This is a genomic window from Enterobacter sp. 118C5, from assembly GCF_034107645.1.
Classification (GTDB): Bacteria; Pseudomonadota; Gammaproteobacteria; order Enterobacterales; family Enterobacteriaceae; genus Enterobacter; species Enterobacter nematophilus.
In genome coordinates this window covers 270,136-293,673 of record NZ_JAWNEU010000005.1, presented here as the reverse complement: position 1 = coordinate 293,673, position 23,538 = coordinate 270,136, and the positions used below count along the sequence as shown (strand labels likewise).

General features: G+C 54.7%; 21 protein-coding genes. 17 read left to right on the top strand and 4 right to left on the bottom strand.

Annotation, left to right across the window (positions count from 1 at the left end; translation table 11 throughout):
- Position 1: 1 nt before the first annotated feature.
- The 3 genes from rbsA to kup all read right to left on the bottom strand — a co-directional run bounded on the left by rbsA (position 2) and on the right by kup (position 4,029).
- Positions 2-1,507 (bottom strand): ribose ABC transporter ATP-binding protein RbsA, encoded by a 1,506-nt coding sequence (gene rbsA / locus UTO39_RS12505; protein WP_266179527.1) that lies wholly within the window; start codon positions 1,505-1,507, stop codon positions 2-4.
- Between the two features lie 7 nt (positions 1,508-1,514).
- Positions 1,515-1,934 (bottom strand): D-ribose pyranase, encoded by a 420-nt coding sequence (rbsD, locus tag UTO39_RS12500; protein WP_320727284.1) that lies wholly within the window; start codon positions 1,932-1,934, stop codon positions 1,515-1,517.
- Between the two features lie 226 nt (positions 1,935-2,160).
- Complete coding sequence (kup, locus tag UTO39_RS12495) at positions 2,161-4,029, bottom strand: low affinity potassium transporter Kup (protein WP_061096733.1); 1,869 nt, start codon at positions 4,027-4,029, stop codon at positions 2,161-2,163.
- Positions 4,030-4,250: 221 nt separating this feature from the next.
- Here kup and ravA point away from each other — a divergent pair, with 221 nt between their 5' ends.
- Both ravA and viaA read left to right on the top strand, forming a co-directional pair.
- Entirely contained in the window at positions 4,251-5,747 is a 1,497-nt protein-coding gene (ravA, locus tag UTO39_RS12490) for an ATPase RavA (protein ID WP_045631286.1), read from the top strand.
- The gene (gene viaA / locus UTO39_RS12485; RefSeq protein WP_320727283.1) at positions 5,741-7,192 is read left to right on the top strand and encodes an ATPase RavA stimulator ViaA; all 1,452 of its coding nucleotides are present in this window, start codon (positions 5,741-5,743) and stop codon (positions 7,190-7,192) included. Before ravA ends, viaA begins: the two co-directional genes overlap by 7 nt.
- Here viaA and asnA read toward each other — a convergent pair whose 3' ends face one another.
- On the bottom strand, positions 7,193-8,185 hold the full coding sequence (asnA, locus tag UTO39_RS12480; RefSeq protein WP_320727282.1) for an aspartate--ammonia ligase: 993 nt from the start codon (positions 8,183-8,185) through the stop codon (positions 7,193-7,195).
- Between the two features lie 151 nt (positions 8,186-8,336).
- Between asnA and asnC the strand changes: the two genes are divergently transcribed.
- From asnC to glmS, 15 genes are all read left to right on the top strand, one after another.
- Positions 8,337-8,795, top strand: a complete 459-nt coding sequence (gene asnC / locus UTO39_RS12475; RefSeq protein ID WP_320727281.1) for a transcriptional regulator AsnC — start codon at positions 8,337-8,339, stop codon at positions 8,793-8,795.
- Between the two features lie 90 nt (positions 8,796-8,885).
- Entirely contained in the window at positions 8,886-9,335 is a 450-nt protein-coding gene (gene mioC, locus UTO39_RS12470) for an FMN-binding protein MioC (protein ID WP_061096730.1), read from the top strand.
- A gap of 374 nt (positions 9,336-9,709) precedes the next feature.
- Positions 9,710-11,599 (top strand): tRNA uridine-5-carboxymethylaminomethyl(34) synthesis enzyme MnmG, encoded by a 1,890-nt coding sequence (gene mnmG, locus UTO39_RS12465; RefSeq protein WP_320727280.1) that lies wholly within the window; start codon positions 9,710-9,712, stop codon positions 11,597-11,599.
- 107 nt (positions 11,600-11,706) lie between these two features.
- On the top strand, positions 11,707-12,330 hold the full coding sequence (gene rsmG / locus UTO39_RS12460; RefSeq protein ID WP_061096729.1) for a 16S rRNA (guanine(527)-N(7))-methyltransferase RsmG: 624 nt from the start codon (positions 11,707-11,709) through the stop codon (positions 12,328-12,330).
- A gap of 617 nt (positions 12,331-12,947) precedes the next feature.
- Positions 12,948-13,328, top strand: a complete 381-nt coding sequence (gene atpI, locus UTO39_RS12455; protein WP_266179419.1) for a F0F1 ATP synthase subunit I — start codon at positions 12,948-12,950, stop codon at positions 13,326-13,328.
- A gap of 8 nt (positions 13,329-13,336) precedes the next feature.
- Entirely contained in the window at positions 13,337-14,152 is an 816-nt protein-coding gene (gene atpB, locus UTO39_RS12450) for a F0F1 ATP synthase subunit A (RefSeq protein WP_014881883.1), read from the top strand.
- A 49-nt stretch (positions 14,153-14,201) separates the two neighbouring features.
- A complete protein-coding gene (gene atpE / locus UTO39_RS12445) occupies positions 14,202-14,441 on the top strand; it encodes a F0F1 ATP synthase subunit C (protein ID WP_000429386.1) in 240 nt (79 codons plus the stop codon).
- A gap of 48 nt (positions 14,442-14,489) precedes the next feature.
- On the top strand, positions 14,490-14,960 hold the full coding sequence (gene atpF / locus UTO39_RS12440; protein ID WP_003862370.1) for a F0F1 ATP synthase subunit B: 471 nt from the start codon (positions 14,490-14,492) through the stop codon (positions 14,958-14,960).
- A 14-nt stretch (positions 14,961-14,974) separates the two neighbouring features.
- Entirely contained in the window at positions 14,975-15,508 is a 534-nt protein-coding gene (atpH, locus tag UTO39_RS12435) for a F0F1 ATP synthase subunit delta (protein WP_003862369.1), read from the top strand.
- 12 nt (positions 15,509-15,520) lie between these two features.
- On the top strand, positions 15,521-17,062 hold the full coding sequence (gene atpA / locus UTO39_RS12430) for a F0F1 ATP synthase subunit alpha (RefSeq protein ID WP_006808751.1): 1,542 nt from the start codon (positions 15,521-15,523) through the stop codon (positions 17,060-17,062).
- 51 nt (positions 17,063-17,113) lie between these two features.
- Complete coding sequence (gene atpG / locus UTO39_RS12425) at positions 17,114-17,977, top strand: F0F1 ATP synthase subunit gamma (RefSeq protein WP_003862364.1); 864 nt, start codon at positions 17,114-17,116, stop codon at positions 17,975-17,977.
- Positions 17,978-18,008: 31 nt separating this feature from the next.
- Positions 18,009-19,391 carry a F0F1 ATP synthase subunit beta gene (atpD, locus tag UTO39_RS12420; protein WP_003862362.1) on the top strand — a complete coding sequence of 461 codons (1,383 nt, stop codon included), beginning with the start codon at positions 18,009-18,011 and terminating at the stop codon, positions 19,389-19,391.
- 20 nt (positions 19,392-19,411) lie between these two features.
- Positions 19,412-19,831 (top strand): F0F1 ATP synthase subunit epsilon, encoded by a 420-nt coding sequence (locus tag UTO39_RS12415; protein ID WP_006177560.1) that lies wholly within the window; start codon positions 19,412-19,414, stop codon positions 19,829-19,831.
- Positions 19,832-19,969: 138 nt separating this feature from the next.
- Positions 19,970-21,340 (top strand): bifunctional UDP-N-acetylglucosamine diphosphorylase/glucosamine-1-phosphate N-acetyltransferase GlmU, encoded by a 1,371-nt coding sequence (gene glmU / locus UTO39_RS12410; protein WP_151412282.1) that lies wholly within the window; start codon positions 19,970-19,972, stop codon positions 21,338-21,340.
- Positions 21,341-21,579: 239 nt separating this feature from the next.
- The gene (gene glmS / locus UTO39_RS12405; RefSeq protein ID WP_320727279.1) at positions 21,580-23,409 is read left to right on the top strand and encodes a glutamine--fructose-6-phosphate transaminase (isomerizing); all 1,830 of its coding nucleotides are present in this window, start codon (positions 21,580-21,582) and stop codon (positions 23,407-23,409) included.
- Positions 23,410-23,538 lie beyond the last annotated feature (129 nt).

Here is a 23,538-nt window from a genome sequence, read left to right as displayed (position 1 = left end):
CTTACTCCTGATTCACGCGATTAAGCTTGCCCACAGCGGCAGCCATCAGAACTTCCTGGGTGGCCTGCTCGCGAGTGAATTCACCGCCGAGATGCCCTTCATGCATGACGATAATGCGATCGCTCATGCCTAATACCTCTGGCATCTCGGAAGAGACCAGAATGATGCTCAGACCGTCGGCCTTGAACTGGTTAATCAGCTGATAGATCTCTTTCTTCGCGCCCACGTCCACGCCGCGGGTTGGCTCGTCGAGGATCAACACTTTCGGGCGCGTCATCAGCCCGCGGGCAATCGCCACTTTCTGCTGATTACCGCCGGACAACAGTCCAATCGCCTGCTCCATCGACGGGGTTTTAACGTTGAAGAGACGGATAAAATCGCTGACCGCCTGCTGCTCGTCTTTATGCTTCAGGCTGCCCCCGCTGCGGCTGAAATAGCGCAGCGCGGTCAGGGACATGTTCTCTTTAACCGACATGCCCAGCACTAAGCCGTCGCGCTTACGGTCTTCAGAGATATAGACGATGCCGTTCGCCAGGCCGTCCTGCGGCGAGCGGGTCACCACTTCATGACCGTCGAGGGTGACGTAACCGCTGGTGCGCGGCAGTGCGCCGTAGAGCACTTTCATCAGCTCGGTACGGCCCGCGCCCATCAGGCCCGCCACGCCCAGGATCTCGCCCTGACGCAGGGTAAAGGTCACATCATTTACGCCCGGACCGCAGAGGTTGTCCACCTTGAGGCGGATCTCACCCGGCGCTTTGTCCAGACGCGGATATTGATCTTCGAGCTTACGTCCCACCATCATTTCGATGAGCGTATCTTCGGTCAGCGTCGCCACTTCGCGCTCGGCAATAAACTGCCCGTCGCGGAAGACGGTAACGTCGTCGCAGATCTCAAAGATCTCTTTCATGCGGTGTGAGATATAGACAATCCCGCGGCCCTGCGATTTCAGTTCGCGGATCACGCGGAAAAGGGATTCAGTTTCGGTATCGGTCAGGGCATCGGTCGGTTCATCCATAATGATGACCTTCGACTCAAAGCTCAGCACCTTCGCGATTTCCACCATCTGCTGATCGCCGATGGAGAGGTCGCCCACCAGGCGGTCGCTCTTAAAGCGCAGGTTCAGCTTCGCCAGCAGCTTGTCCGCTTCCGCGTACATGGTTTTCCAGTCGATTTTGCCGAACCGGTTCACGAACTCGCGGCCAAGGAAGATATTCTCGGCAATGGTGAGCTGCGGGATGAGGTTCAGCTCCTGGTGAATAATGCCGATGCCCGCTTCCTGAGAGGATTTCGGGCCGTTAAAGGTGGTCTCTTTACCCAGCCATAAGAGCGAACCGGCATCGCGCTGGTAGATACCGGTAAGCACTTTCATCATGGTGGATTTGCCGGCGCCGTTTTCGCCCACCAGCGCCATCACGCGTCCTGGGTAGACGTTAAGCGCCGCCCCGGAGAGGGCTTTTACGCCCGGGAACGACTTATCGATCCCTTTGAGTTGCAGTAATGCGTCCATGATGGCCTCAGAAGGTGACGCCAGCACAGAGAATGATATTCGCATACGGGGAACACTCCCCGCTGCGAATCACCGCCTGACTGTCTGCGGTTTGTTGTTTGAAATGCTCGTGCGTTGTGTAACGAATTTCTATGGTGTTTCCCTGGTGTTGTTGCAGTTGCTCAATGTGGCTGAGCAACGTTTCGTGGAGTTGCGGATTATGTTGTTTGATTTCCGCCGCGAGAATGGCCGCTTCAACCTGCATCTCCGCCGTCACGACTTCCAGTACCTGCATAAACGAAGGAACACCCTGCGTTAACGCCATATCAATACGGGTTGTGCTGCGCGGAACCGGTAAGCCTGCATCGCAAACCACCAGCGTATCGGTATGCCCAAGGCGGGAAATAACCGATGAGATTTCTGAGTTGAGAACCGTGCCTTTCTTCATTTTCTTGCTCCACTAGCGAAACGTTTCGCTAACAAGAGTGTAGACGCAAGAGTGTTCAGAAAACCACCATGACGTAACGGAATTGTGATCGACGTCGAAACGTTTCGCTAAGTGAAATGGAGTGGAGGTAAATGCAAAACGGTAACCCCAAGGTTACCGTTTTTTATGTTTGCGCCCTCTCCCTGTGGGAGAGGGTCGGGGTGAGGGCATCAGGCCGCACAAAGACTTAAATCTCTACCTGCGTCCCCAGCTCAATCACGCGGTTAGGCGGGATCTCAAACTGGTCAGGCGCGCGCAGGGCGTTACGCTGCAGGATAAGGTACAGCTTGCCGCGCAGTCGCAGGTACCACGGGCGCTTGCCGATGATCAGCGACTCGTGCGACATAAAGAACGACGTCTCCATCATCCGGCAGCTTAACCCTTCCAGACCGCAGCGGTGGAACACCTCTTCCACGTTCGGCGTTTCGCGCCAGCCGTAGCTCGCCACCACGCGCCAGAAGGTCGGGGACAGCTGCTCGATTTGCACGCGACGCACGTTGTGAACGTACGGTGCATCTTCGGTGCGCAGCGTCAGCAGGATCACGCGCTCGTGCAGCACTTTGTTGTGCTTCAGGTTATGCATCAGCGCAAACGGGATGACGTTCAGGGCACGAGACATATAAACCGCGGTACCCGGCACGCGCACCGGCGGGGATTTCTCCAGCGACGCGATCATCGCCTCCAGAGAATTACCGTGCTCATGCATGCGGCGCAGCAGGCGGAAGCGCTCGCTCTTCCACGTGGTCATCACAATGAACATCAGCAGGCCCAGCGTCAGCGGCAGCCAGCCGCCGGAGACAATCTTGTCGAGGTTCGCGGAGAACAGCGGCACGTCGATGCACAGGAAGCCCACCAGAATCATCGCCACGAGGAATTTATTCCAGTGCCAGTTGCGGTACGCCACCGTGGTGGAGAGAAGCGACGTCAGCACCATCGTACCGGTCACGGCAATACCGTAGGCCGCCGCCAGATTACTGGAGTGCTCGAAGCTAACGATCACGATCACAACGGCAAAGTAGAGCAACCAGTTAACGAACGGGATGTAAATCTGGCCCGACTCCATTTCTGAAGTATGGATGATGCGCATTGGCGAGAGATACCCCAGACGGACGGCCTGACGGGTCAGAGAGAAGACGCCGGAAATCACCGCCTGAGACGCAATAACCGTCGCCAGCGTTGCGAGGATCAGCATCGGCACCAGCGCCCAGTCAGGCGCCAGCAGGAAGAATGGGTTCTTAATCGCTTCCGGGTTCGTGAGCAGCAGCGCGCCCTGGCCGAAGTAGTTCAGCACCAGCGACGGGAGCACCACAATAAACCATGCCACGCGGATAGGCAGCTTACCGAAGTGCCCCATATCGGCATATAACGCCTCAACGCCGGTGATGGAGAGCACGACCGCCCCTAGCGCCACGAAGGAAACCACTTTGTATTCCAGGAAGAAATGCACCGCCCAGTAGGGATTCAACGCCTGAAGGACTTCCGGGTTAGCGATGATGCTACGCAAACCGAGCGCCGCCAGGATCAGGAACCAGGCCAGCATAATCGGCGCAAACAGTTTGCCCACCAGCCCGGTACCGTGTTTCTGGATCATGAACAGCAGCGTCAACACGATGATTGCCAGCGGGACAACCCAGGTATCAAGCTGCGGGGCAATAATCTCCAGCCCTTCAATCGCCGAGAGCACTGAGATAGCCGGCGTTATCACCACTTCCCCATAGAAGAAGCTGCCGCCTATCAGGCCGATAATCACCAGCACGGACGTCATTCTGGCGGAGGTATTGCGACCGGCAAGGGACATCAGGGTCAGGATACCGCCTTCGCCCGCGTTATCAGCGCGCATAACGAAGGAGAGGTATTTAACGGAAACGACCAGGATCAGCAGCCAGAAGATGAGGGACAGGAAGCCAAACACGGCATCGCGCTCAACACCAAAGCCAAACTGGCCGGACAGACATTCACGAAGCGTATAAAGCGGGCTGGTGCCGATATCACCGTAGACAACCCCGATCGCCGCAAGCGTTATTGCGGGTAATGATTGCTTATTATCAGTGCTCATAGACTAGTCTTTTCGTTTAAATAACAAATGTGTTCCTGTCCCTTGGTCCACAAAAAGCGCACAGTATGCACGATTCATTGCAAAATCGTACCCCTAAATGCAACCGCATTAATGTAGCGCAAAGAAAATTGCGCCGCACTTCAGCCTATTACCAGCCCAGACTGAAACGTCTATACTCGCTTCAATTGGCCGCCACAACGGCGAAAGGATGCAAAACTATTATGGCTCACTCACATTTATTAGCAGAAAGAATTTCCCGCCTCAGCAGCGCGCTGGAGAAAGGCCTTTACGAGCGTAGCCACGCCATTCGCCTTTGCCTGCTGGCGGCATTGAGCGGTGAAAGCGTGTTTCTGCTGGGACCGCCGGGCATTGCCAAGAGTCTGATCGCACGCCGCCTGAAGTTCGCTTTTCAGAACGCCCGCGCATTTGAATATTTGATGACGCGCTTCTCCACCCCTGAAGAAGTTTTCGGCCCGCTTTCTATTCAGGCGCTGAAGGACGAGGGGCGCTATGAGCGTTTGACGGCGGGCTATCTTCCGGAAGCGGAAATCGTCTTTCTCGATGAGATCTGGAAAGCCGGCCCGGCCATTCTGAACACCCTGCTGACGGCGATTAACGAACGTCGGTTCCGCAACGGGGCCAGTGAAGAGAAAATCCCCATGCGCCTGCTGGTGGCCGCGTCAAACGAACTGCCCGAAGCCGACAGCAGCCTGGAAGCGCTGTATGACCGTATGCTGATCCGCCTGTGGCTGGATAAAGTACAGGACAAATCCAACTTCCGCTCCATGCTGGTGAGCCAGCAGGATGAGAACGAAAACCCGGTGGCGCCGTCACTGCAGGTGACGGACGAGGAGTACCATCAGTGGCAGGATGAGATCGGCAAAATTAAACTGCCTGATGCCGTCTTTGAACTGATCTTCATGCTGCGCCAGCAGCTTGATTCCCTGCCTTCCGCTCCGTATGTCTCGGACCGTCGCTGGAAAAAAGCGATCCGTCTGCTCCAGGCCAGCGCGCTGTTCAGCGGTCGTGACGCGGTCGCCCCTATCGATCTGATCCTGCTAAAAGACTGCCTCTGGCACGACGCGGAAGGCATGAACCTGATGCAGCAGCAGCTGGACGTTTTGATGACCGGGCACGCCTGGGGGCAGCAGGCGATGCTCAACCAGCTGGGGGCGATTGCCCAACGGCGCATTCAGCTCCAACAGCAACAAAGCGATAAAACCGCGCTAAAAGTGAATCGACTGGGCGGCATGTTCGCCCGTAAACCGCATTACGAGCTACCCGCCGATCTGACCGGCACGACGCTGACGCTGCTGCTCCAGCAGCCGCTCAAGCTGCATGATATGCAGGTGGTGCACATTACGATTGAGCGCGAGCCGCTGGCGCAGTGGCTGGACAAGGGCGGGGAGATCCGCGGCAAGCTCAACGGCATCGGTTTCGCGCAGCCGCTGAATATGGAAGTGGACAGCAGTCAGCATCTGGTGATCCGCGACGTCAGCCTTCAGGGATCGCGTCTTGCGCTACCCGGCACCGCCTCGGACAGCGTACCGGAAGAGATTAAACAACAGCTGGAAGCGCTGGATACCGAATGGCATCAGCAGCATACCCGCTTCAGCGAGCAGCAAAAATGCCTCTTTATTCATAGCGACTGGCTAGGCCGTATTGAAGCCAGCCTGCAGGACGTCAGCGCGCAGATCAAACAGGCGCGTCAATGCTAACGCTGGACACGCTGAATATGATGCTGGCCGTCAGCGAGGAAGGGTTGATCGAGGAGGTGGTGATTACCCTTCTGGCATCGCCGCAGCTGGCGGCCTTCTTTGAAAAATTCCCAAAGCTCAAAAAGGCGATGACGGACGATCTCCCGCGCTGGCGCGACAACCTGCGGCAGCGGTTTAAGGAGACGGAAGTCCCGCCCGAACTGACGGAGGAAGTCGCAGCCTATCAGCAGTGTCAGCGGCTATCGACGCCGCAGTTTATCGTCCAGATCCCGCAAACTCTGACCCTGCTCGATAAAGTCCACTCTCCGTTTGCCAGCCAGGCCAGAACGCTGGTCACAGAAAATGCCACCTTTACCCCGGCGCTGCACACGCTCTTTTTACAGCGCTGGCGCCTGAGTCTGGTCGTCCAGGCCACAACGCTGAACCAGCAGTTGCTGGATGAAGAGCGCGAGCATCTGCTCAGCGAAGTCCAGGAACGCATGACGCTGAGCGGTCAGCTCGAAGAGGTGCTGGTAGAAAATGAAAACGCCGCCGGTCGCCTCTGGGACATGAGCGCAGGGCAGCTGCGGCGCGGTGATTATCAGCTGATCGTGAAGTACGGCGACTTTCTGACCCAGCAGCCGGAGCTGATGAAGCTTGCGGAACAGCTGGGTCGATCCAGGGAGGCAAAATCGGTCCCAAAGAAGGATGCCCCGATGGAAACCTTCCGCACCCTGGTACGCGAACCGGCCACCGTGCCGGAACAGGTCGACGGACTCCAGCAAAGCGACGACATCCTGCGCCTGCTGCCCACGGAGCTGAGCACGCTGGGAATGACCGAACTGGAGTATGAGTTTTACCGTCGGCTGGTGGAAAAACAGCTTCTCACCTACCGGCTGCACGGCGAAGCCTGGCGCGAGAAGCTCAGCCAGCGCCCGGTCGTTCATCAGGATTTTGATGAACAGCCGCGCGGGCCGTTTATTGTTTGCGTGGATACGTCCGGCTCAATGGGCGGCTTTAACGAGCAGTGTGCAAAGGCGTTCTGTCTGGCGCTGATGCGCGTGGCGCTCGCCGATCGCCGTCGCTGCTTTATCATGCTCTTCTCCAGCGAAGTCGTGGGCTATGAGCTGACGAACCAGCAGGGCATTGAGCAGGCCATCCGCTTTTTAAGCCAGCGTTTTCGCGGCGGCACCGATCTGGCCAGCTGTTTTCGCAGCATTGTAGAGCGTATGCAGGGCGGCGACTGGTACGATGCTGACGCGGTGGTGATTTCAGATTTCATTGCCCAGCGGCTGCCGGATGATGTGGTAAATAAAGTGAAGGAGCTGCAGCGGGTGCATCAGCACCGTTTCCATGCCGTTGCGATGTCCGCACATGGAAAACCCGGCATCATGCGCATCTTCGATCATATCTGGCGCTTTGATACCGGGTTGCGTAGCCGCCTGCTCAGACGCTGGCGGCGTTAATTAAAGAAGAGAATCGACGCTTTCACGAACCTGCTGCGGCCAGACCCCACACTGCACCTGACCGATATGGGACAGCTGCAGCAGCAGCATGGTCAGACGGGACTGCCCGATACCGCCGCCGATGGTCTGCGGCATTTCACCGCGCAGCAGCGCCTGATGCCACTCCAGCTTCAGACGATCTTCATCACCGGTCAACGCCAGCTGGCGCTTCAGCGCGTCTGCATCCACGCGGATCCCCATAGAAGAGAGTTCAAACGCATCTTCCAGAACCGGGTTCCAGACCAGAATATCGCCGTTCAGACCGGCATATTCGCTTTCGCCCGCGGTGCTCCAGTCATCATAATCCGGCGCACGAACGTCGTGACGTTTGCCATCAGACAGTTTGCCGCCGATGCCGATCAGGAAAACGGCACCTAACTCTTTGGCAATTGCTCGCTCACGGCCTTTGGCATCAAGATCCGGGAAGCGGCTCAGCAGTTCCTGGCTGTGGACAAAGTGGATCGTATCCGGCAGGAACGGTGCCAGACCAAACTCTTTGCTCACGGCCGCTTCGGTCGCTTTGATCCCGGCGTAGATCGCCTCAACGGTGGATTTCAGCGTGCCGACGTGGCGCTCGCCATCTCCCATTACGCGCTCCCAGTCCCACTGGTCAACGTAGACAGAGTGAATGGGGGAGAGACGGTCTTCATCGGGGCGAAGGGCTTTCATGTGCGTGTAGAGCCCTTCGCCCGCGCTGAAGTCGTGTTGTCCCAGGGTTTGACGCTTCCACTTCGCCAATGAATGAACCACTTCGAACAGTGCGTCTGGCAGTGTTTTCACTTTCACCTGTACCGCTTTTTCGCATCCAGACAGGTTATCCTGCGTCCCGTCACCCACGCGGCTAAGAATCGGCGCCTGAACTTCAATAAGGCCAAGCTTCTCTTCCAGCTGGCGGGAAAAATGGGATTTTACGAAACTGATCTGGCGTTGTTTTGCGATGTAAGCGGTTTTCATTATTTATACTCCTGCGTCCTGTTGGTAATGATTAAGCAACAGAACCGGCACTTAATTCAATAACCCATCAACAAAAAGCCGCCTTCACTTTTGATTCGTTAAAATAAGACGCTAGAATAGACGTATTCATTAATCTTCATAAGAAAAACCTATGGAAAATTATCAGATCGACAATCTGGACCGCGGCATCCTGGAGGCCTTAATGGCCAATGCCCGTACAGCCTACGCCGAACTGGCGAAACAGTTTGGCGTCAGCCCGGGAACCATTCACGTTCGCGTAGAGAAGATGAAGCAGGCAGGGATCATTACCGGCGCGCGCATTGACATCAGCCCGAAGCAGCTGGGTTACGACGTCTGCTGCTTCATCGGTATTATTCTTAAAAGCGCAAAAGACTACCCCTCCGCGCTGGCAAAGCTGAACGCGCTCGATGAAGTCACCGAGGCGTACTACACCACCGGGCACTACAGTATCTTTATAAAGGTGATGTGCCGATCCATTGATGCCCTCCAGCAGGTACTTATCAACAAGATCCAAACAATCGATGAAATTCAGTCCACCGAGACGCTGATCTCCCTGCAAAACCCGATCATGCGTACCATCCGCCCGTGATCGGGCAATTTCATTCCCACATTTTCCACAGGTAGATCCCAGCTCGTTCACAGCGTACAATGATCCCCTCTTTATCTGAGCGAGCGATCAATGGCGGACATTACCCTTATCAGCGGCAGCACCCTTGGCGGTGCGGAATATGTAGCGGAACATCTGGCTGAGAAGCTGGAAGATGCAGGCTTTTCGACAGAAACCTTGCACGGGCCGCTGCTTGAAGATCTCCCGGCTGACGGGGTCTGGCTGCTGATCACCTCCACGCACGGCGCGGGCGATCTGCCGGATAACCTGCAACCTTTATATGACGAACTGCTGGAACAACAGCCCGACCTGTCAAACGTCCGTTTTGGCGCGGTGGGGATCGGTAGTCGTGAATATGACACCTTTTGCGGGGCAATAGAGAAAGTCGAAGCCGCTGTTACCGCTTGCGGAGCAAAACAGCTGGGTGAAACGCTCAAGATCAACATCCTCGATCATGACATTCCGGAAGATCCGGCCGAGATCTGGTTGGGTGAATGGAAAAATTTACTCAAAAACGATTAAAGATCGCGCGAACAGATGTGGATAACTCTGGTTAAAAGCTCGTATTAACCCGTAGTTATCCAAAGAACAACCGTAGCGTCGTTTTTGCCCTGTGTATAAAGTCGCGATCTGATCCCAGCTTATACGGTCCAGGATCACCGATCATTCACAGCAAACGATCCTTCCTAACTGCATGATCTTATTCGCGGGATCGGACTTATCCACACGGGTCTGCGATCCTAATAAGAGATCACAATAGAACAGATCTCTAAATAAAAAGATCTTCTTTTTAATAGCCCAGGATCCCAATGCTTTCTCGAAAGACTAAAGTTGAGTAGAATCCACGGCCCGGGCTTCAATCCATTTTCATACCGCTTTACGCGAGGCAGACCACCATGTTTTATCAGGATCCTTTTGACGTCATCATCATTGGCGGGGGTCATGCAGGCACTGAGGCCGCAATGGCCGCAGCGCGAATGGGTCAGCAGACCCTGCTTTTGACACACAATATCGACACGCTGGGACAAATGTCCTGTAATCCGGCGATTGGCGGCATTGGGAAAGGACACCTGGTAAAAGAAGTGGATGCACTTGGCGGCCTGATGGCGAAAGCGATCGATCGGGCTGGCATCCAGTTTAGGATACTAAACGCAAGTAAAGGCCCCGCTGTTCGTGCCACCCGTGCACAGGCAGACCGCGTGCTTTACCGTCAGGCCGTGCGCACCGCGCTGGAGAACCAGCCGAACCTGATGATCTTCCAGCAGGCGGTAGAAGATCTTATCGTTGAAAACGATCGCGTCGTGGGCGCCGTGACCCAGATGGGCCTCAAGTTCCGCGCCAAAGCCGTGGTGCTGACCGTTGGGACATTCCTGGACGGCAAAATCCATATTGGTCTGGACAACTACAGCGGTGGCCGCGCTGGCGATCCGCCATCCATTCCGCTGTCTCGTCGTCTGCGTGAACTGCCGCTGCGCGTCAGCCGTCTGAAAACCGGCACGCCGCCGCGTATCGATGCACGCACCATTGATTTCAGCGTACTGGCTCAACAGCACGGTGATAACCCGATGCCGGTCTTCTCGTTTATGGGCAACGCGGCGCAGCATCCGCAGCAGGTGCCGTGCTACATCACGCATACCAACGAAAAAACCCATGACGTGATCCGCAATAACCTCGATCGCAGCCCAATGTACGCTGGCGTGATCGAAGGGATCGGCCCACGTTACTGCCCGTCGATCGAAGACAAAGTGATGCGCTTTGCCGATCGTAACCAGCACCAGATCTTCCTGGAACCGGAAGGGCTGACCTCGAACGAAATTTACCCGAACGGCATCTCCACCAGCCTGCCGTTCGACGTGCAGATGCAGATTGTTCGCTCAATGCAGGGGATGGAGAATGCGAAAATCGTTCGCCCTGGCTACGCTATTGAGTACGATTTCTTCGACCCGCGTGACCTGAAGCCGACCCTGGAGAGCAAATTCATCCACGGTCTGTTCTTCGCGGGCCAGATTAATGGCACCACCGGCTACGAAGAAGCCGCAGCGCAGGGTCTGCTGGCCGGTCTGAACGCTGCCCGCTTCTCTGCCGAGAAAGAGGGCTGGGCGCCGGCACGTTCTCAGGCCTATCTGGGCGTGCTGGTCGACGATCTCTGCACCCTGGGCACAAAAGAACCGTACCGTATGTTTACCTCTCGCGCGGAATATCGCCTGATGCTGCGCGAGGACAACGCCGACCTGCGTCTGACCGAGATGGGCCGCGAGCTGGGTCTGGTGGATGACGAACGCTGGGCGCGCTTCAACGAGAAGCTGGAGCGCATTGAACAGGAACGTCAGCGCCTGAAAACCACCTGGGTGAATCCACAGGCGGAAACCGCTTCCGAAGTGAACGCTCACTTAACTGCGCCACTCTCGCGGGAAGCCAGCGGCGAAGATCTGCTGCGTCGTCCTGAAGTCACCTACGAGAATCTGGTGAAACTCACCGCGTTCGCGCCGGGTCTTGAAGACGCGGAAGCCGCTGAACAGGTCGAAATTCAGGTGAAGTACGAAGGCTACATTGCGCGTCAGCAGGATGAGATCGAAAAACAGCAGCGCAACGAAAACACGCTGCTGCCGGAAATGCTGGACTACCGTCAGGTGACGGGCCTGTCCAACGAAGTGATCGCCAAGCTGAACGATCACAAACCGGTGTCGATTGGCCAGGCCTCCCGTATCTCCGGCGTCACGCCTGCCGCGATTTCGATTCTGCTGGTGTGGCTGAAAAAGCAAGGTATGCTGCGCCGCAGCGCCTAATTGCAGTCGTTTTGGCGGGTGGCGCTTTGCTTACCCGCCCTACATCGTTCGTAGGCCCGGTAAGCGTTAGCGCCACCGGGCAAATTGTTTCTAAACAGGTATTCACCGTGCTCAATAAACTCTCTCGTCTGCTGGATCAGGCAGGTATTTCGCTCACCGATCACCAGAAAAACCAGCTGGTGGGGTATGTCGATATGCTGAACAAATGGAATAAAGCGTACAACCTGACGTCTGTTCGCGACCCCAACGAGATGCTGGTACGCCATATTCTCGACAGCATCGTGGTCGCGCCATATCTGAACGGTGAACGTTTTATCGACGTGGGGACGGGACCTGGTTTGCCTGGCGTTCCGCTGTCGATTGTCCGACCTGAGAGCCATTTCACGCTGCTGGACAGCCTGGGCAAGCGCGTGCGCTTTTTACGTCAGGTTCAGCATGAACTGAAGCTGGATAACATCACGCCCGTACAGAGCAGGGTAGAGGAGTTTCCGGCAGAGCCGCCGTTTGACGGCGTTATCAGCCGCGCGTTTGCTTCGCTCAATGACATGGTGAGCTGGTGTAAGCATCTGCCGGCAGAGGATGGCCGTTTTTATGCGCTGAAAGGACAGCTGCCCGGTGATGAAATTGAACAGCTTCCGGACGGTTTTAGCGTTGAAACCATCGAGAAATTAAACGTTCCTCAGCTCGACGGTGAACGTCATCTGGTGATAATTAAGCCAAACAATTTTTAAAAAATTAATAAAAAATGTGGAATTTGTGCTGTTCTGAGCATGTTAAAAAAACAGCACAACTCCCAGGGATTTACCAGAGAGCGTTTAACCGCTTTTTTACCAGGGATTTTCTTGCGGTTAACCTCAAGCCGATTATTCACCGCGAAGATAGTCAACTATGAAAATATCAGCCTGCTAAAAGTGGAAGTCTGTAACCAGAACGCAATGTTAATTATTTATTAAGAATGTCAATAAAAGGTTTTTATTGTGTACGGGGCTGTTTTGAAAATAGTTGCGATATTTTGTGTTTAATTTCAGAAAGATAATCCTGGGCGATTTACGGCTTTGATAAATACAACCTTATCGCAAATGTGTGTTTTGTGATCTCGTGCACGCTTTGTAGTCAACGTTTTCGCGCGGTTTGCAGTTTTGCTCGAAGGTCGATGCTTTCTACGAAAGTTAAAAAATAGCGGTGGGGAAAAATATTTAAACATTTATTCACCTTTTCGCTACTTAATGTTTGAAATCACGGGTACGCACCGTATAATTTGTCCGCTTTTTGATGCTTGACTCTGAGCCTTAAAGGACGTTTTATACGACACGCGGCATACCTCGAAGGGAGCAGGAGTAAAAACGTGATGTCTGTGTCGCTCTTGAGTAGAAACGTTGCTCGTAAGCTTCTGTTCATTCAGTTTCTGGCTGTGATAGCAAGTGGACTGCTGTTTAGCCTCAAAGACCCCTTCTGGGGCATCTCCGCCGTGTGCGGGGGTTTGGCGGTCGTGCTGCCAAACGTGTTGTTTATGATTTTTGCCTGGCGTCATCAGGCGCATACACCCGCCAAAGGCCGCGTGGCCTGGTCCTTCGCCCTCGGCGAAGTGTGTAAGGTGTTGCTGACCTTTGCTCTACTGGTGATGGCGCTGGCGGTTTTGAGAGTGGTATTCATGCCGCTGATAGCAACGTGGGTTTTGGTGCTGGTGGTACAAGTTCTGGCTCCAGCTGTAATCAATAACAAAGGGTAAAAGGCATCATGGCTTCAGAAAATATGACGCCGCAGGATTACATAGGTCACCATCTGAATAACCTTCAGCTGGACCTGCGTACATTCTCGCTGGTGGATCCACATAACCCCCCGGCCACCTTCTGGACGATCAACATCGACTCCATGTTCTTCTCGGTGGTTTTGGGTCTTCTGTTCCTGGCCATGTTCCGCAGCGTTGCTAAAAAAGCGACCAGCGGTGTTCCAGGGAAATTCCAGACGTTCGTTGAGATGATCATCGGCTTCGTCCATGGCAGCGTGAAAGACATGTACCATGGTAAGAGCAAGCTGATTGCTCCGCTGGCCCTGACCGTGTTCGTTTGGGTCTTCCTGATGAACCTGATGGACCTGCTGCCAATTGACCTGCTGCCGTTCATCGGCGAGCACATCTTCGGCCTGCCTGCGCTGCGTGTTGTACCGTCTGCGGACGTGAACATCACCCTGTCGATGGCGCTGGGCGTGTTTATCCTGATTCTTTTCTACAGCATCAAAATGAAAGGCGTAAGCGGCTTTGTGAAAGAGCTTACCTTGCAGCCGTTCAACCACTGGGCGTTTATTCCGGTCAACCTGATCCTGGAAGGCGTTAGCCTGCTGTCCAAACCTGTTTCACTGGGTCTGCGACTGTTCGGCAACATGTATGCGGGTGAGCTGATTTTCATTCTGATCGCGGGTCTTCTGCCGTGGTGGTCACAGTGGATTCTTAATGTGCCATGGGCCATTTTCCACATCCTGATCATTACGCTGCAAGCCTTTATCTTCATGGTTCTGACGATCGTCTATCTGTCGATGGCGTCTGAAGAGCACTGATTTTTTACCAACACTACTACGTTTTAATTGAAACAAACTGGAGACTGTCATGGAAAACCTGAATATGGATCTGCTGTACATGGCTGCCGCTGTGATGATGGGTCTGGCGGCTATCGGTGCTGCGATCGGTATCGGCATCCTCGGAGGTAAATTCCTGGAAGGCGCTGCGCGTCAACCTGATCTGATTCCTCTGCTGCGTACTCAGTTCTTTATCGTTATGGGTCTGGTGGATGCAATCCCAATGATCGCTGTAGGTCTGGGTCTGTACGTGATGTTTGCTGTCGCGTAGTAGTTGTTTTAAAACCCCAAGCCACAGAAATTTAAGAGGTATTGTGCTGTGAACATGAACGCAACAATCCTCGGCCAGGCCATCGCGTTTATTCTCTTTGTCTGGTTCTGCATGAAGTATGTATGGCCGCCTTTAATGGCTGCCATCGAAAAACGTCAGAAAGAAATTGCTGACGGTCTGGCTTCCGCAGAACGCGCTAAGAAAGATTTGGACCTTGCACAGGCCAACGCGACAGACCAGCTGAAAAAAGCGAAAGCTGAAGCTCAGGTAATCATTGAACAGGCTAACAAGCGCCGTTCTCAGATCCTGGACGAAGCTAAAGCTGAAGCAGAACAGGAACGTACTAAGATCGTGACACAGGCTCAGGCTGAAATTGAAGCTGAGCGTAAACGTGCTCGTGAAGAACTGCGTAAGCAGGTTGCGATTCTGGCTGTTGCTGGCGCCGAGAAGATCATCGAACGTTCCGTGGATGAAGCTGCTAACAGCGACATCGTGGACAAACTTGTCGCTGAACTGTAAGGAGGGAGGGGCTGATGTCTGAATTTGTTACGGTAGCTCGCCCCTACGCCAAAGCAGCTTTTGACTTTGCTGTCGAACACCAAAATGTCGATCGCTGGCAGAACATGCTGGCGTTTGCCGCTGAGGTGACGAAAAACGAACAAATGGCCGAGTTGCTTTCCGGTGCGTTAGCGCCTGAAACCCTCGCCGCGTCGTTTATCGCCGTGTGCGGAGAGCAACTGGATGCCAACGGCCAGAACCTGATTAAGGTGATGGCAGAAAATGGTCGTCTCCGTGTGCTCCCGGATGTTCTCGAGCAGTTTGAGCACTTACGTGCCCTTAGTGAAGCAACTGCAGAAGTCGAAGTGACTTCCGCGACTGAACTGAGTGACGAACAGCTTGCGAAAATCACCGCCGCGATGGAAAAACGTCTGTCACGCAAAGTTAAGCTGAATTGCAAAATCGATAAGTCTGTAATGGCAGGCGTAATCATCCGTTCGGGTGATATGGTCATTGATGGCAGCGTACGCGGCCGTCTTGAGCGCCTTGCAGACGTCTTGCAGTCTTAAGGGGACTGGAGCATGCAACTGAATTCCACCGAAATCAGCGAACTGATCAAGCAGCGCATTGCTCAGTTCAGTGTTGTGAGTGAAGCTCACAACGAAGGTACTATTGTTTCTGTAAGTGACGGTGTTATCCGCATCCACGGCCTGGCCGATTGTATGCAGGGTGAGATGATTTCTCTGCCGGGTAACCGTTACGCTATCGCACTGAACCTGGAGCGCGACTCCGTAGGTGCAGTTGTGATGGGTCCATACGCTGACCTCGCCGAAGGCATGAAGGTTAAGTGTACTGGCCGTATTCTTGAAGTGCCGGTTGGCCGTGGCCTGCTGGGTCGCGTTGTTAACACCCTGGGTGCGCCAATCGACGGTAAAGGTCCGGTTGAGCACGATGGCTTCTCCCCAATCGAAGTTATCGCACCAGGCGTTATCGACCGTCAGTCCGTTGATCAGCCAGTGCAGACTGGTTATAAGTCCGTTGATGCCATGATCCCAATCGGTCGTGGTCAGCGTGAACTGATCATCGGTGACCGTCAGACCGGTAAAACCGCGATGGCAATCGACGCCATCATCAACCAGCGTGACTCCGGCATCAAATGTGTGTACGTGGCTATCGGCCAGAAAGCGTCCACCATTTCTAACGTGGTTCGTAAACTGGAAGAGCACGGCGCGCTGTCTAACACCATCGTTGTTGTGGCTACCGCTTCTGAATCTGCTGCACTGCAATACCTGGCGCCATACGCCGGTTGCGCAATGGGCGAATACTTCCGTGACCGCGGTGAAGATGCGCTGATCGTATACGATGACCTGTCTAAACAGGCTGTTGCTTATCGTCAGGTTTCCCTGCTGCTCCGTCGTCCACCTGGACGTGAAGCATTCCCCGGCGACGTATTCTACCTCCACTCTCGTCTGCTGGAGCGTGCTTCCCGCGTTAACGCGGAATACGTCGAGAACTTCACCAAAGGTGAAGTGAAGGGTAAAACAGGTTCTCTGACCGCTCTGCCGATCATTGAAACCCAGGCGGGTGACGTTTCTGCGTTCGTTCCGACCAACGTAATCTCCATTACCGATGGTCAGATCTTCCTGGAAACCAACCTGTTTAACTCCGGTATTCGTCCGGCGGTTAACCCGGGTATCTCCGTATCCCGTGTGGGTGGTGCTGCTCAGACCAAGATCATCAAGAAACTGTCCGGTGGTATCCGTACCGCGCTGGCACAGTATCGTGAACTGGCTGCGTTCTCTCAGTTCGCATCCGATCTGGACGAAGCAACCCGTAAACAGCTGAGCCACGGTCAGAAAGTGACCGAGCTGCTGAAGCAGAAACAGTACGCTCCAATGTCTGTTGCTCAGCAGGGCCTGGTGCTGTTCGCGGCTGAACGCGGTTACCTCGAAGATGTGGAACTGGCGAAAATCGGTAGCTTCGAAGCCGCTCTGCTGGCTTACGTCGACCGTGATCACGCTCCGCTGATGCAAGAGATCAACCAGACCGGTGGCTATAACGACGAAATCGAAGGCAAGCTGAAAGCTATCCTCGATTCCTTCAAAGCAACCCAATCCTGGTAATCGTCCGGCGGCTTGTCTCAGGGCAAGCCGCCTGGCATTGAGGAGAAGCTCATGGCCGGCGCAAAAGAGATACGTAGTAAGATCGCAAGCGTCCAGAACACGCAAAAGATCACTAAAGCGATGGAGATGGTCGCCGCTTCCAAAATGCGTAAATCGCAGGATCGCATGGCGGCCAGCCGTCCTTATGCAGAGACCATGCGCAAAGTGATTGGTCACCTTGCAAACGGTAATCTGGAATATAAGCACCCTTACCTGGAAGAACGCGACGTTAAGCGCGTGGGCTACCTGGTGGTGTCGACTGACCGTGGTCTGTGTGGCGGCTTGAACATTAACCTGTTCAAAAAACTGCTGGCGGATATGAAAGGCTGGTCTGATAAAGGCGTTCAGTGCGATCTGGCACTGATTGGCTCTAAAGGCGTCTCTTTCTTTAACTCCGTTGGCGGCAACATTGTCGCTCAGGTGACCGGTATGGGTGATAACCCGTCCCTGTCCGAACTGATCGGCCCGGTTAAAGTGATGTTGCAGGCCTACGATGAAGGCCGCCTGGACAGACTGTACGTTGTCAGCAACAAATTCATTAACACCATGTCTCAGGTTCCAACGCTCACTCAGATGCTGCCGTTACCGGCATCAGAAGATGACGAGCTGAAGCAGAAAGCCTGGGATTACCTGTATGAACCCGATCCGAAACCGCTGCTGGATACCCTGCTGCGTCGTTACGTTGAATCTCAGGTTTATCAGGGCGTTGTAGAAAACCTGGCCAGCGAGCAGGCCGCACGAATGGTGGCGATGAAAGCCGCGACCGATAATGGCGGCAGCCTGATTAAAGAGCTGCAGTTGGTTTACAACAAAGCTCGTCAGGCCAGCATTACTCAGGAACTCACCGAGATCGTCTCGGGGGCCGCCGCGGTTTAACCAGGTTTACGAATTACGTAGAGGATTCAAGATGGCTACTGGAAAGATTGTCCAGGTAATCGGCGCCGTGGTGGACGTCGAGTTCCCTCAGGACGCCGTACCACGCGTGTACGACGCGCTTGAGGTACAGAATGGTAACGAGAGCCTGGTGCTGGAAGTTCAGCAGCAGCTCGGCGGCGGTATCGTGCGTACCATCGCGATGGGTTCTTCCGACGGTCTGCGTCGTGGTCTGGAAGTTAAAGACCTTGAGCACCCGATCGAAGTCCCGGTAGGTAAAGCAACACTGGGTCGTATCATGAACGTATTGGGTCAGCCAATCGACATGAAAGGCGACATCGGTGAAGAAGAGCGTTGGGCTATCCACCGCGCGGCACCTTCCTACGAAGAGCTGTCCAGCTCTCAGGAACTGCTGGAAACCGGTATCAAAGTTATCGACCTGATGTGTCCGTTTGCGAAGGGCGGTAAAGTTGGTCTGTTCGGTGGTGCGGGTGTAGGTAAAACCGTAAACATGATGGAGCTGATCCGTAACATCGCGATTGAACACTCCGGTTACTCCGTGTTTGCGGGCGTAGGTGAACGTACTCGTGAGGGTAACGATTTCTACCACGAAATGACCGACTCCAACGTTCTGGACAAAGTATCCCTGGTTTACGGCCAGATGAACGAGCCACCAGGAAACCGTCTGCGCGTTGCGCTGACTGGCCTGACTATGGCTGAGAAATTCCGTGACGAAGGCCGTGACGTTCTGCTGTTCGTTGATAACATCTACCGTTACACCCTGGCCGGTACGGAAGTATCTGCACTGCTGGGTCGTATGCCTTCAGCGGTAGGCTACCAGCCGACCCTGGCGGAAGAGATGGGTGTTCTTCAGGAACGTATCACCTCTACCAAAACCGGTTCTATCACCTCCGTTCAGGCGGTATACGTACCTGCGGATGACTTGACTGACCCATCTCCAGCAACCACTTTTGCGCACTTAGACGCAACCGTGGTACTGAGCCGTCAGATCGCGTCTCTGGGTATCTACCCGGCCGTTGACCCGCTGGATTCCACCAGCCGTCAGCTGGATCCACTGGTTGTTGGTCAGGAACACTACGACACCGCGCGTGGCGTACAGTCCCTGCTGCAGCGTTACCAGGAACTGAAAGACATCATCGCCATCCTGGGTATGGATGAACTGTCTGAAGAAGACAAACTGGTGGTAGCACGTGCGCGTAAGATCCAGCGCTTCCTGTCCCAGCCGTTCTTCGTTGCGGAAGTATTCACCGGTTCTCCAGGTAAATACGTTTCCCTGAAAGACACCATCCGTGGCTTTAAAGGCATCATGGAAGGCGAATACGATCACCTGCCAGAGCAGGCGTTCTACATGGTTGGTTCCATCGAAGAAGCCGTGGAAAAAGCCAAAAAACTTTAACGCCTTAATCGGAGGGTGATATGGCAATGACTTACCACCTGGACGTCGTCAGCGCAGAGCAACAAATGTTCTCTGGTCTGGTCGAGAAAATCCAGGTAACGGGCAGTGAAGGTGAACTGGGTATTTTCCCGGGTCACGCACCGCTGCTCACCGCCATTAAGCCTGGTATGATCCGCATCGTTAAACAGTTCGGTCACGAAGAGTTTATCTATCTGTCCGGCGGCATTCTTGAAGTGCAGCCTGGTAGTGTGACCGTTCTGGCCGATACCGCTATTCGTGGCCAGGATCTCGACGAAGCGCGAGCCCTGGAATCGAAGCGTAAGGCTGAAGAGCACATTAGCAGCTCTCATGGTGACGTGGATTACGCTCAGGCGTCTGCGGAGCTGGCCAAAGCGATCGCGAAACTGCGCGTTATCGAGTTGACCAAAAAAGCGATGTAACACCGGCTTGAAAAGCACAAAAGCCAGTCTGGATACCAGGCTGGCTTTTTTTTTGATCCTTAATTCATGATGAAAAAGATGTAGAATTTTAGGCATCAAACGTTTTTACTTCTCACTCAAACTACCGTCAGGATGCGTATGTCAAACAGTGCGATGAGCGTGGTGATCCTTGCCGCAGGCAAAGGTACCCGAATGTATTCCGATCTGCCTAAAGTGCTTCACACGCTGGCAGGAAAGCCAATGGTGCAGCATGTCATTGATGCAGCGAATGAACTGGGTGCCCGTCAGGTTCACCTGGTCTACGGCCACGGTGGCGATCTGCTTAAAAAGACGCTGAGCGATGACGCGCTCAACTGGGTGCTTCAGGCCGAACAGCTAGGTACCGGTCATGCGATGCAGCAGGCGGCGCCGTTCTTTGCCGATGACGAAGACATTCTGATGCTTTACGGCGACGTTCCGCTGATTTCCGTTGAAACGCTGACTCGCCTGCGTGCGGCCAAGCCGCAGGGCGGCATCGGTTTATTAACCGTTGTGCTGGACGATCCAACGGGCTATGGCCGTATCACGCGTGAAAACGGCAACGTAACGGGTATCGTTGAACATAAAGATGCCAGCGATGAGCAGCGCAAGATTCAGGAGATCAACACCGGCATCCTGATTGCCAATGGCGCGGACATGAAGCGCTGGCTCTCTCAGCTCAACAACAACAACGCGCAGGGTGAATACTACATCACCGATATCATTGCGATGGCGTACCACGAAGGCCGTGAAATTGCCGCCGTTCATCCGGCGCGCATCAGCGAAACGGACGGCGTGAACAATCGCCTGCAGCTTTCCCGTCTTGAGCGTATTTATCAGTCCGAGCAGGCCGAAAAGCTGCTGCTGGCAGGCGTGATGCTGCGCGACCCGGCGCGTTTCGATCTGCGCGGCACCGTGTCTCACGGGCGCGACGTTGAGATCGATACTAACGTTATCCTTGAAGGCAACGTTACGTTGGGCAACCGCGTCAAAATAGGTGCCGGCTGCGTGATCAAAAACAGCGTCATCGGTGACGGCTGCGAAATCAGCCCTTACAGCGTGGTGGAAGATGCTCATCTTGAAGCTGCGTGTACCATCGGCCCGTTTGCGCGTCTGCGCCCGGGCGCTGAGCTGCTGGAAGGCGCGCACGTGGGCAACTTCGTGGAAATGAAAAAAGCGCGTCTGGGTAAAGGCTCGAAAGCCGGTCATTTGACCTATCTGGGCGACGCGGAAATTGGCGACAACGTGAACATTGGTGCAGGGACCATTACCTGTAACTATGACGGTGCCAATAAGTTTAAAACCATCATCGGTGATGACGTGTTTGTTGGTTCGGACACGCAGCTGGTGGCGCCTGTTACCGTGGGTAACGGTGTGACCATCGCCGCCGGCACGACCGTCACGCGCGACGTAGCGGATAACGAGCTGGTGTTAAGCCGCGTGCCGCAGGTCCACAAGCAGGGCTGGAAACGCCCGGTGAAGAAGAAGTAACAACAATATACACCCCTCACCCTAACCCTCTCCCCAAAGGGGAGAGGGGAACTGAACGGTGCGGTTTTCACCCTCGCCCCTTTGGGGAGAGGGCCGGGATGAGAGGATAATATAATCCTCCCCCACAGGCAGTACCCATAACTATAACCCCACTCTCTACAAGGCTCGGGGTGCCCGTAAAGGGCAAATACAGGTCAGCGACAACGCATGGCATAACGCCATAATCAGGAAATCTTACTATGTGTGGAATTGTTGGCGCAGTTGCGCAGCGTGATATTGCTGAAATCCTTCTCGAAGGTTTACGTCGTCTGGAATACCGTGGTTACGACTCTGCCGGTCTGGCTGTCGTGGATGCAGAAGGGCATATGACCCGCCTGCGTCGCCTCGGTAAAGTGCAGATGCTGGCTCAGGCCGCGGAAGAACATCCGCTGCACGGTGGTACCGGTATCGCGCACACCCGCTGGGCGACGCACGGTGAACCGTCTGAAGGTAACGCGCACCCGCATGTGTCTGAACACATCGTGGTGGTGCATAACGGCATTATCGAAAACCACGAACCGCTGCGCGAAGAACTGAAAGCGCGCGGCTATACCTTCGTCTCTGAAACTGACACCGAAGTGATTGCTCACCTGGTTCACTGGGAGCTGGCACAGGGCGGTACGCTGCGTGATGCGGTGCTGCGCGCTATCCCTCAGCTGCGCGGTGCGTACGGCACGGTGATCATGGACTCCCGCGATCCGTCCACCCTGCTGGCCGCGCGTTCCGGTAGCCCGATGGTTATCGGTCTGGGCATGGGTGAAAACTTTATCGCCTCCGATCAGCTGGCACTCCTGCCGGTCACCCGTCGCTTTATCTTCCTGGAAGAAGGGGATATAGCGGAAGTGACGCGCCGCAGCGTGACCGTCTTCGATACCAAAGGCGAGCAGGTGAAGCGTCAGGAGATCGAATCTAACCTGCAGTACGACGCGGGCGATAAAGGCGCTTACCGTCACTACATGCAGAAAGAGATCTACGAGCAGCCTAACGCCATCAAAAACACCCTGACCGGGCGCATCAGCCACGGCGAGGTGGACCTGAGCGAGCTGGGAGCAAACGCCAACGAACTGCTCGGCAAGGTTGAGCATATTCAGATCGTGGCCTGCGGCACCTCTTATAACTCTGGTATGGTCTCTCGCTACTGGTTCGAATCCCTGGCGGGCGTGCCGTGCGACGTGGAAATCGCGTCTGAATTCCGCTATCGCAAATCTGCGGTGCGTCGTAACAGTCTGATGATTACCCTTTCCCAGTCCGGCGAAACGGCGGATACGCTGGCAGCGCTGCGTCTGTCTAAAGAACTGGGTTATCTGGGCTCGCTGGCCATCTGTAACGTCCCGGGCTCATCCCTGGTGCGTGAATCCGATCTGGCGCTGATGACCAAAGCGGGTACCGAAATCGGCGTGGCCTCCACCAAAGCGTTTACCACTCAGCTGACCGTTCTGCTGATGCTGGTGGCGAAGCTGGCGCGTCTGAAAGGCGAAGATGCTTCTGTTGAGCACGACATCGTTCATGGCCTGCAGACCCTGCCAAGCCGTATTGAGCAGATGCTCTCCCAGGACAAACGCATTGAAGCGCTGGCGGAAGATTTCTCTGACAAACATCACGCCCTGTTCCTGGGTCGTGGCGATCAGTATCCAATTGCGCTGGAAGGCGCGCTGAAGCTGAAAGAGATCTCCTACATCCACGCGGAAGCCTACGCGGCGGGCGAGCTGAAGCACGGCCCGCTGGCGTTGATTGACGCAGATATGCCGGTCATCGTTGTGGCACCTAACAACGAACTGCTGGAAAAACTGAAATCTAACATCGAAGAAGTGCGCGCCCGCGGCGGCGTACTGTACGTCTTCGCTGATAAAGATGCCGGTTTCGCCAGCAGCGACAATATGCACATCATCGAGATGCCGCACGTTGAAGAGGTGATTGCACCGATCTTCTACACCGTTCCGCTGCAGCTTCTGGCGTATCACGTGGCGCTGATCAAAGGCACCGACGTTGACCAGCCGCGTAACCTGGCGAAATCCGTTACCGTAGAATAATCCTTCCGGGCTCCACCATCTGGTGGAGCCTTTTTTAATGACAATCTGTCATTCTCAGCTATTTTTTCAGTGTCACATAAAGAAAATATTTCTGAAATCCTGCCGTCATGTTCTTGATTAACTTGTTGA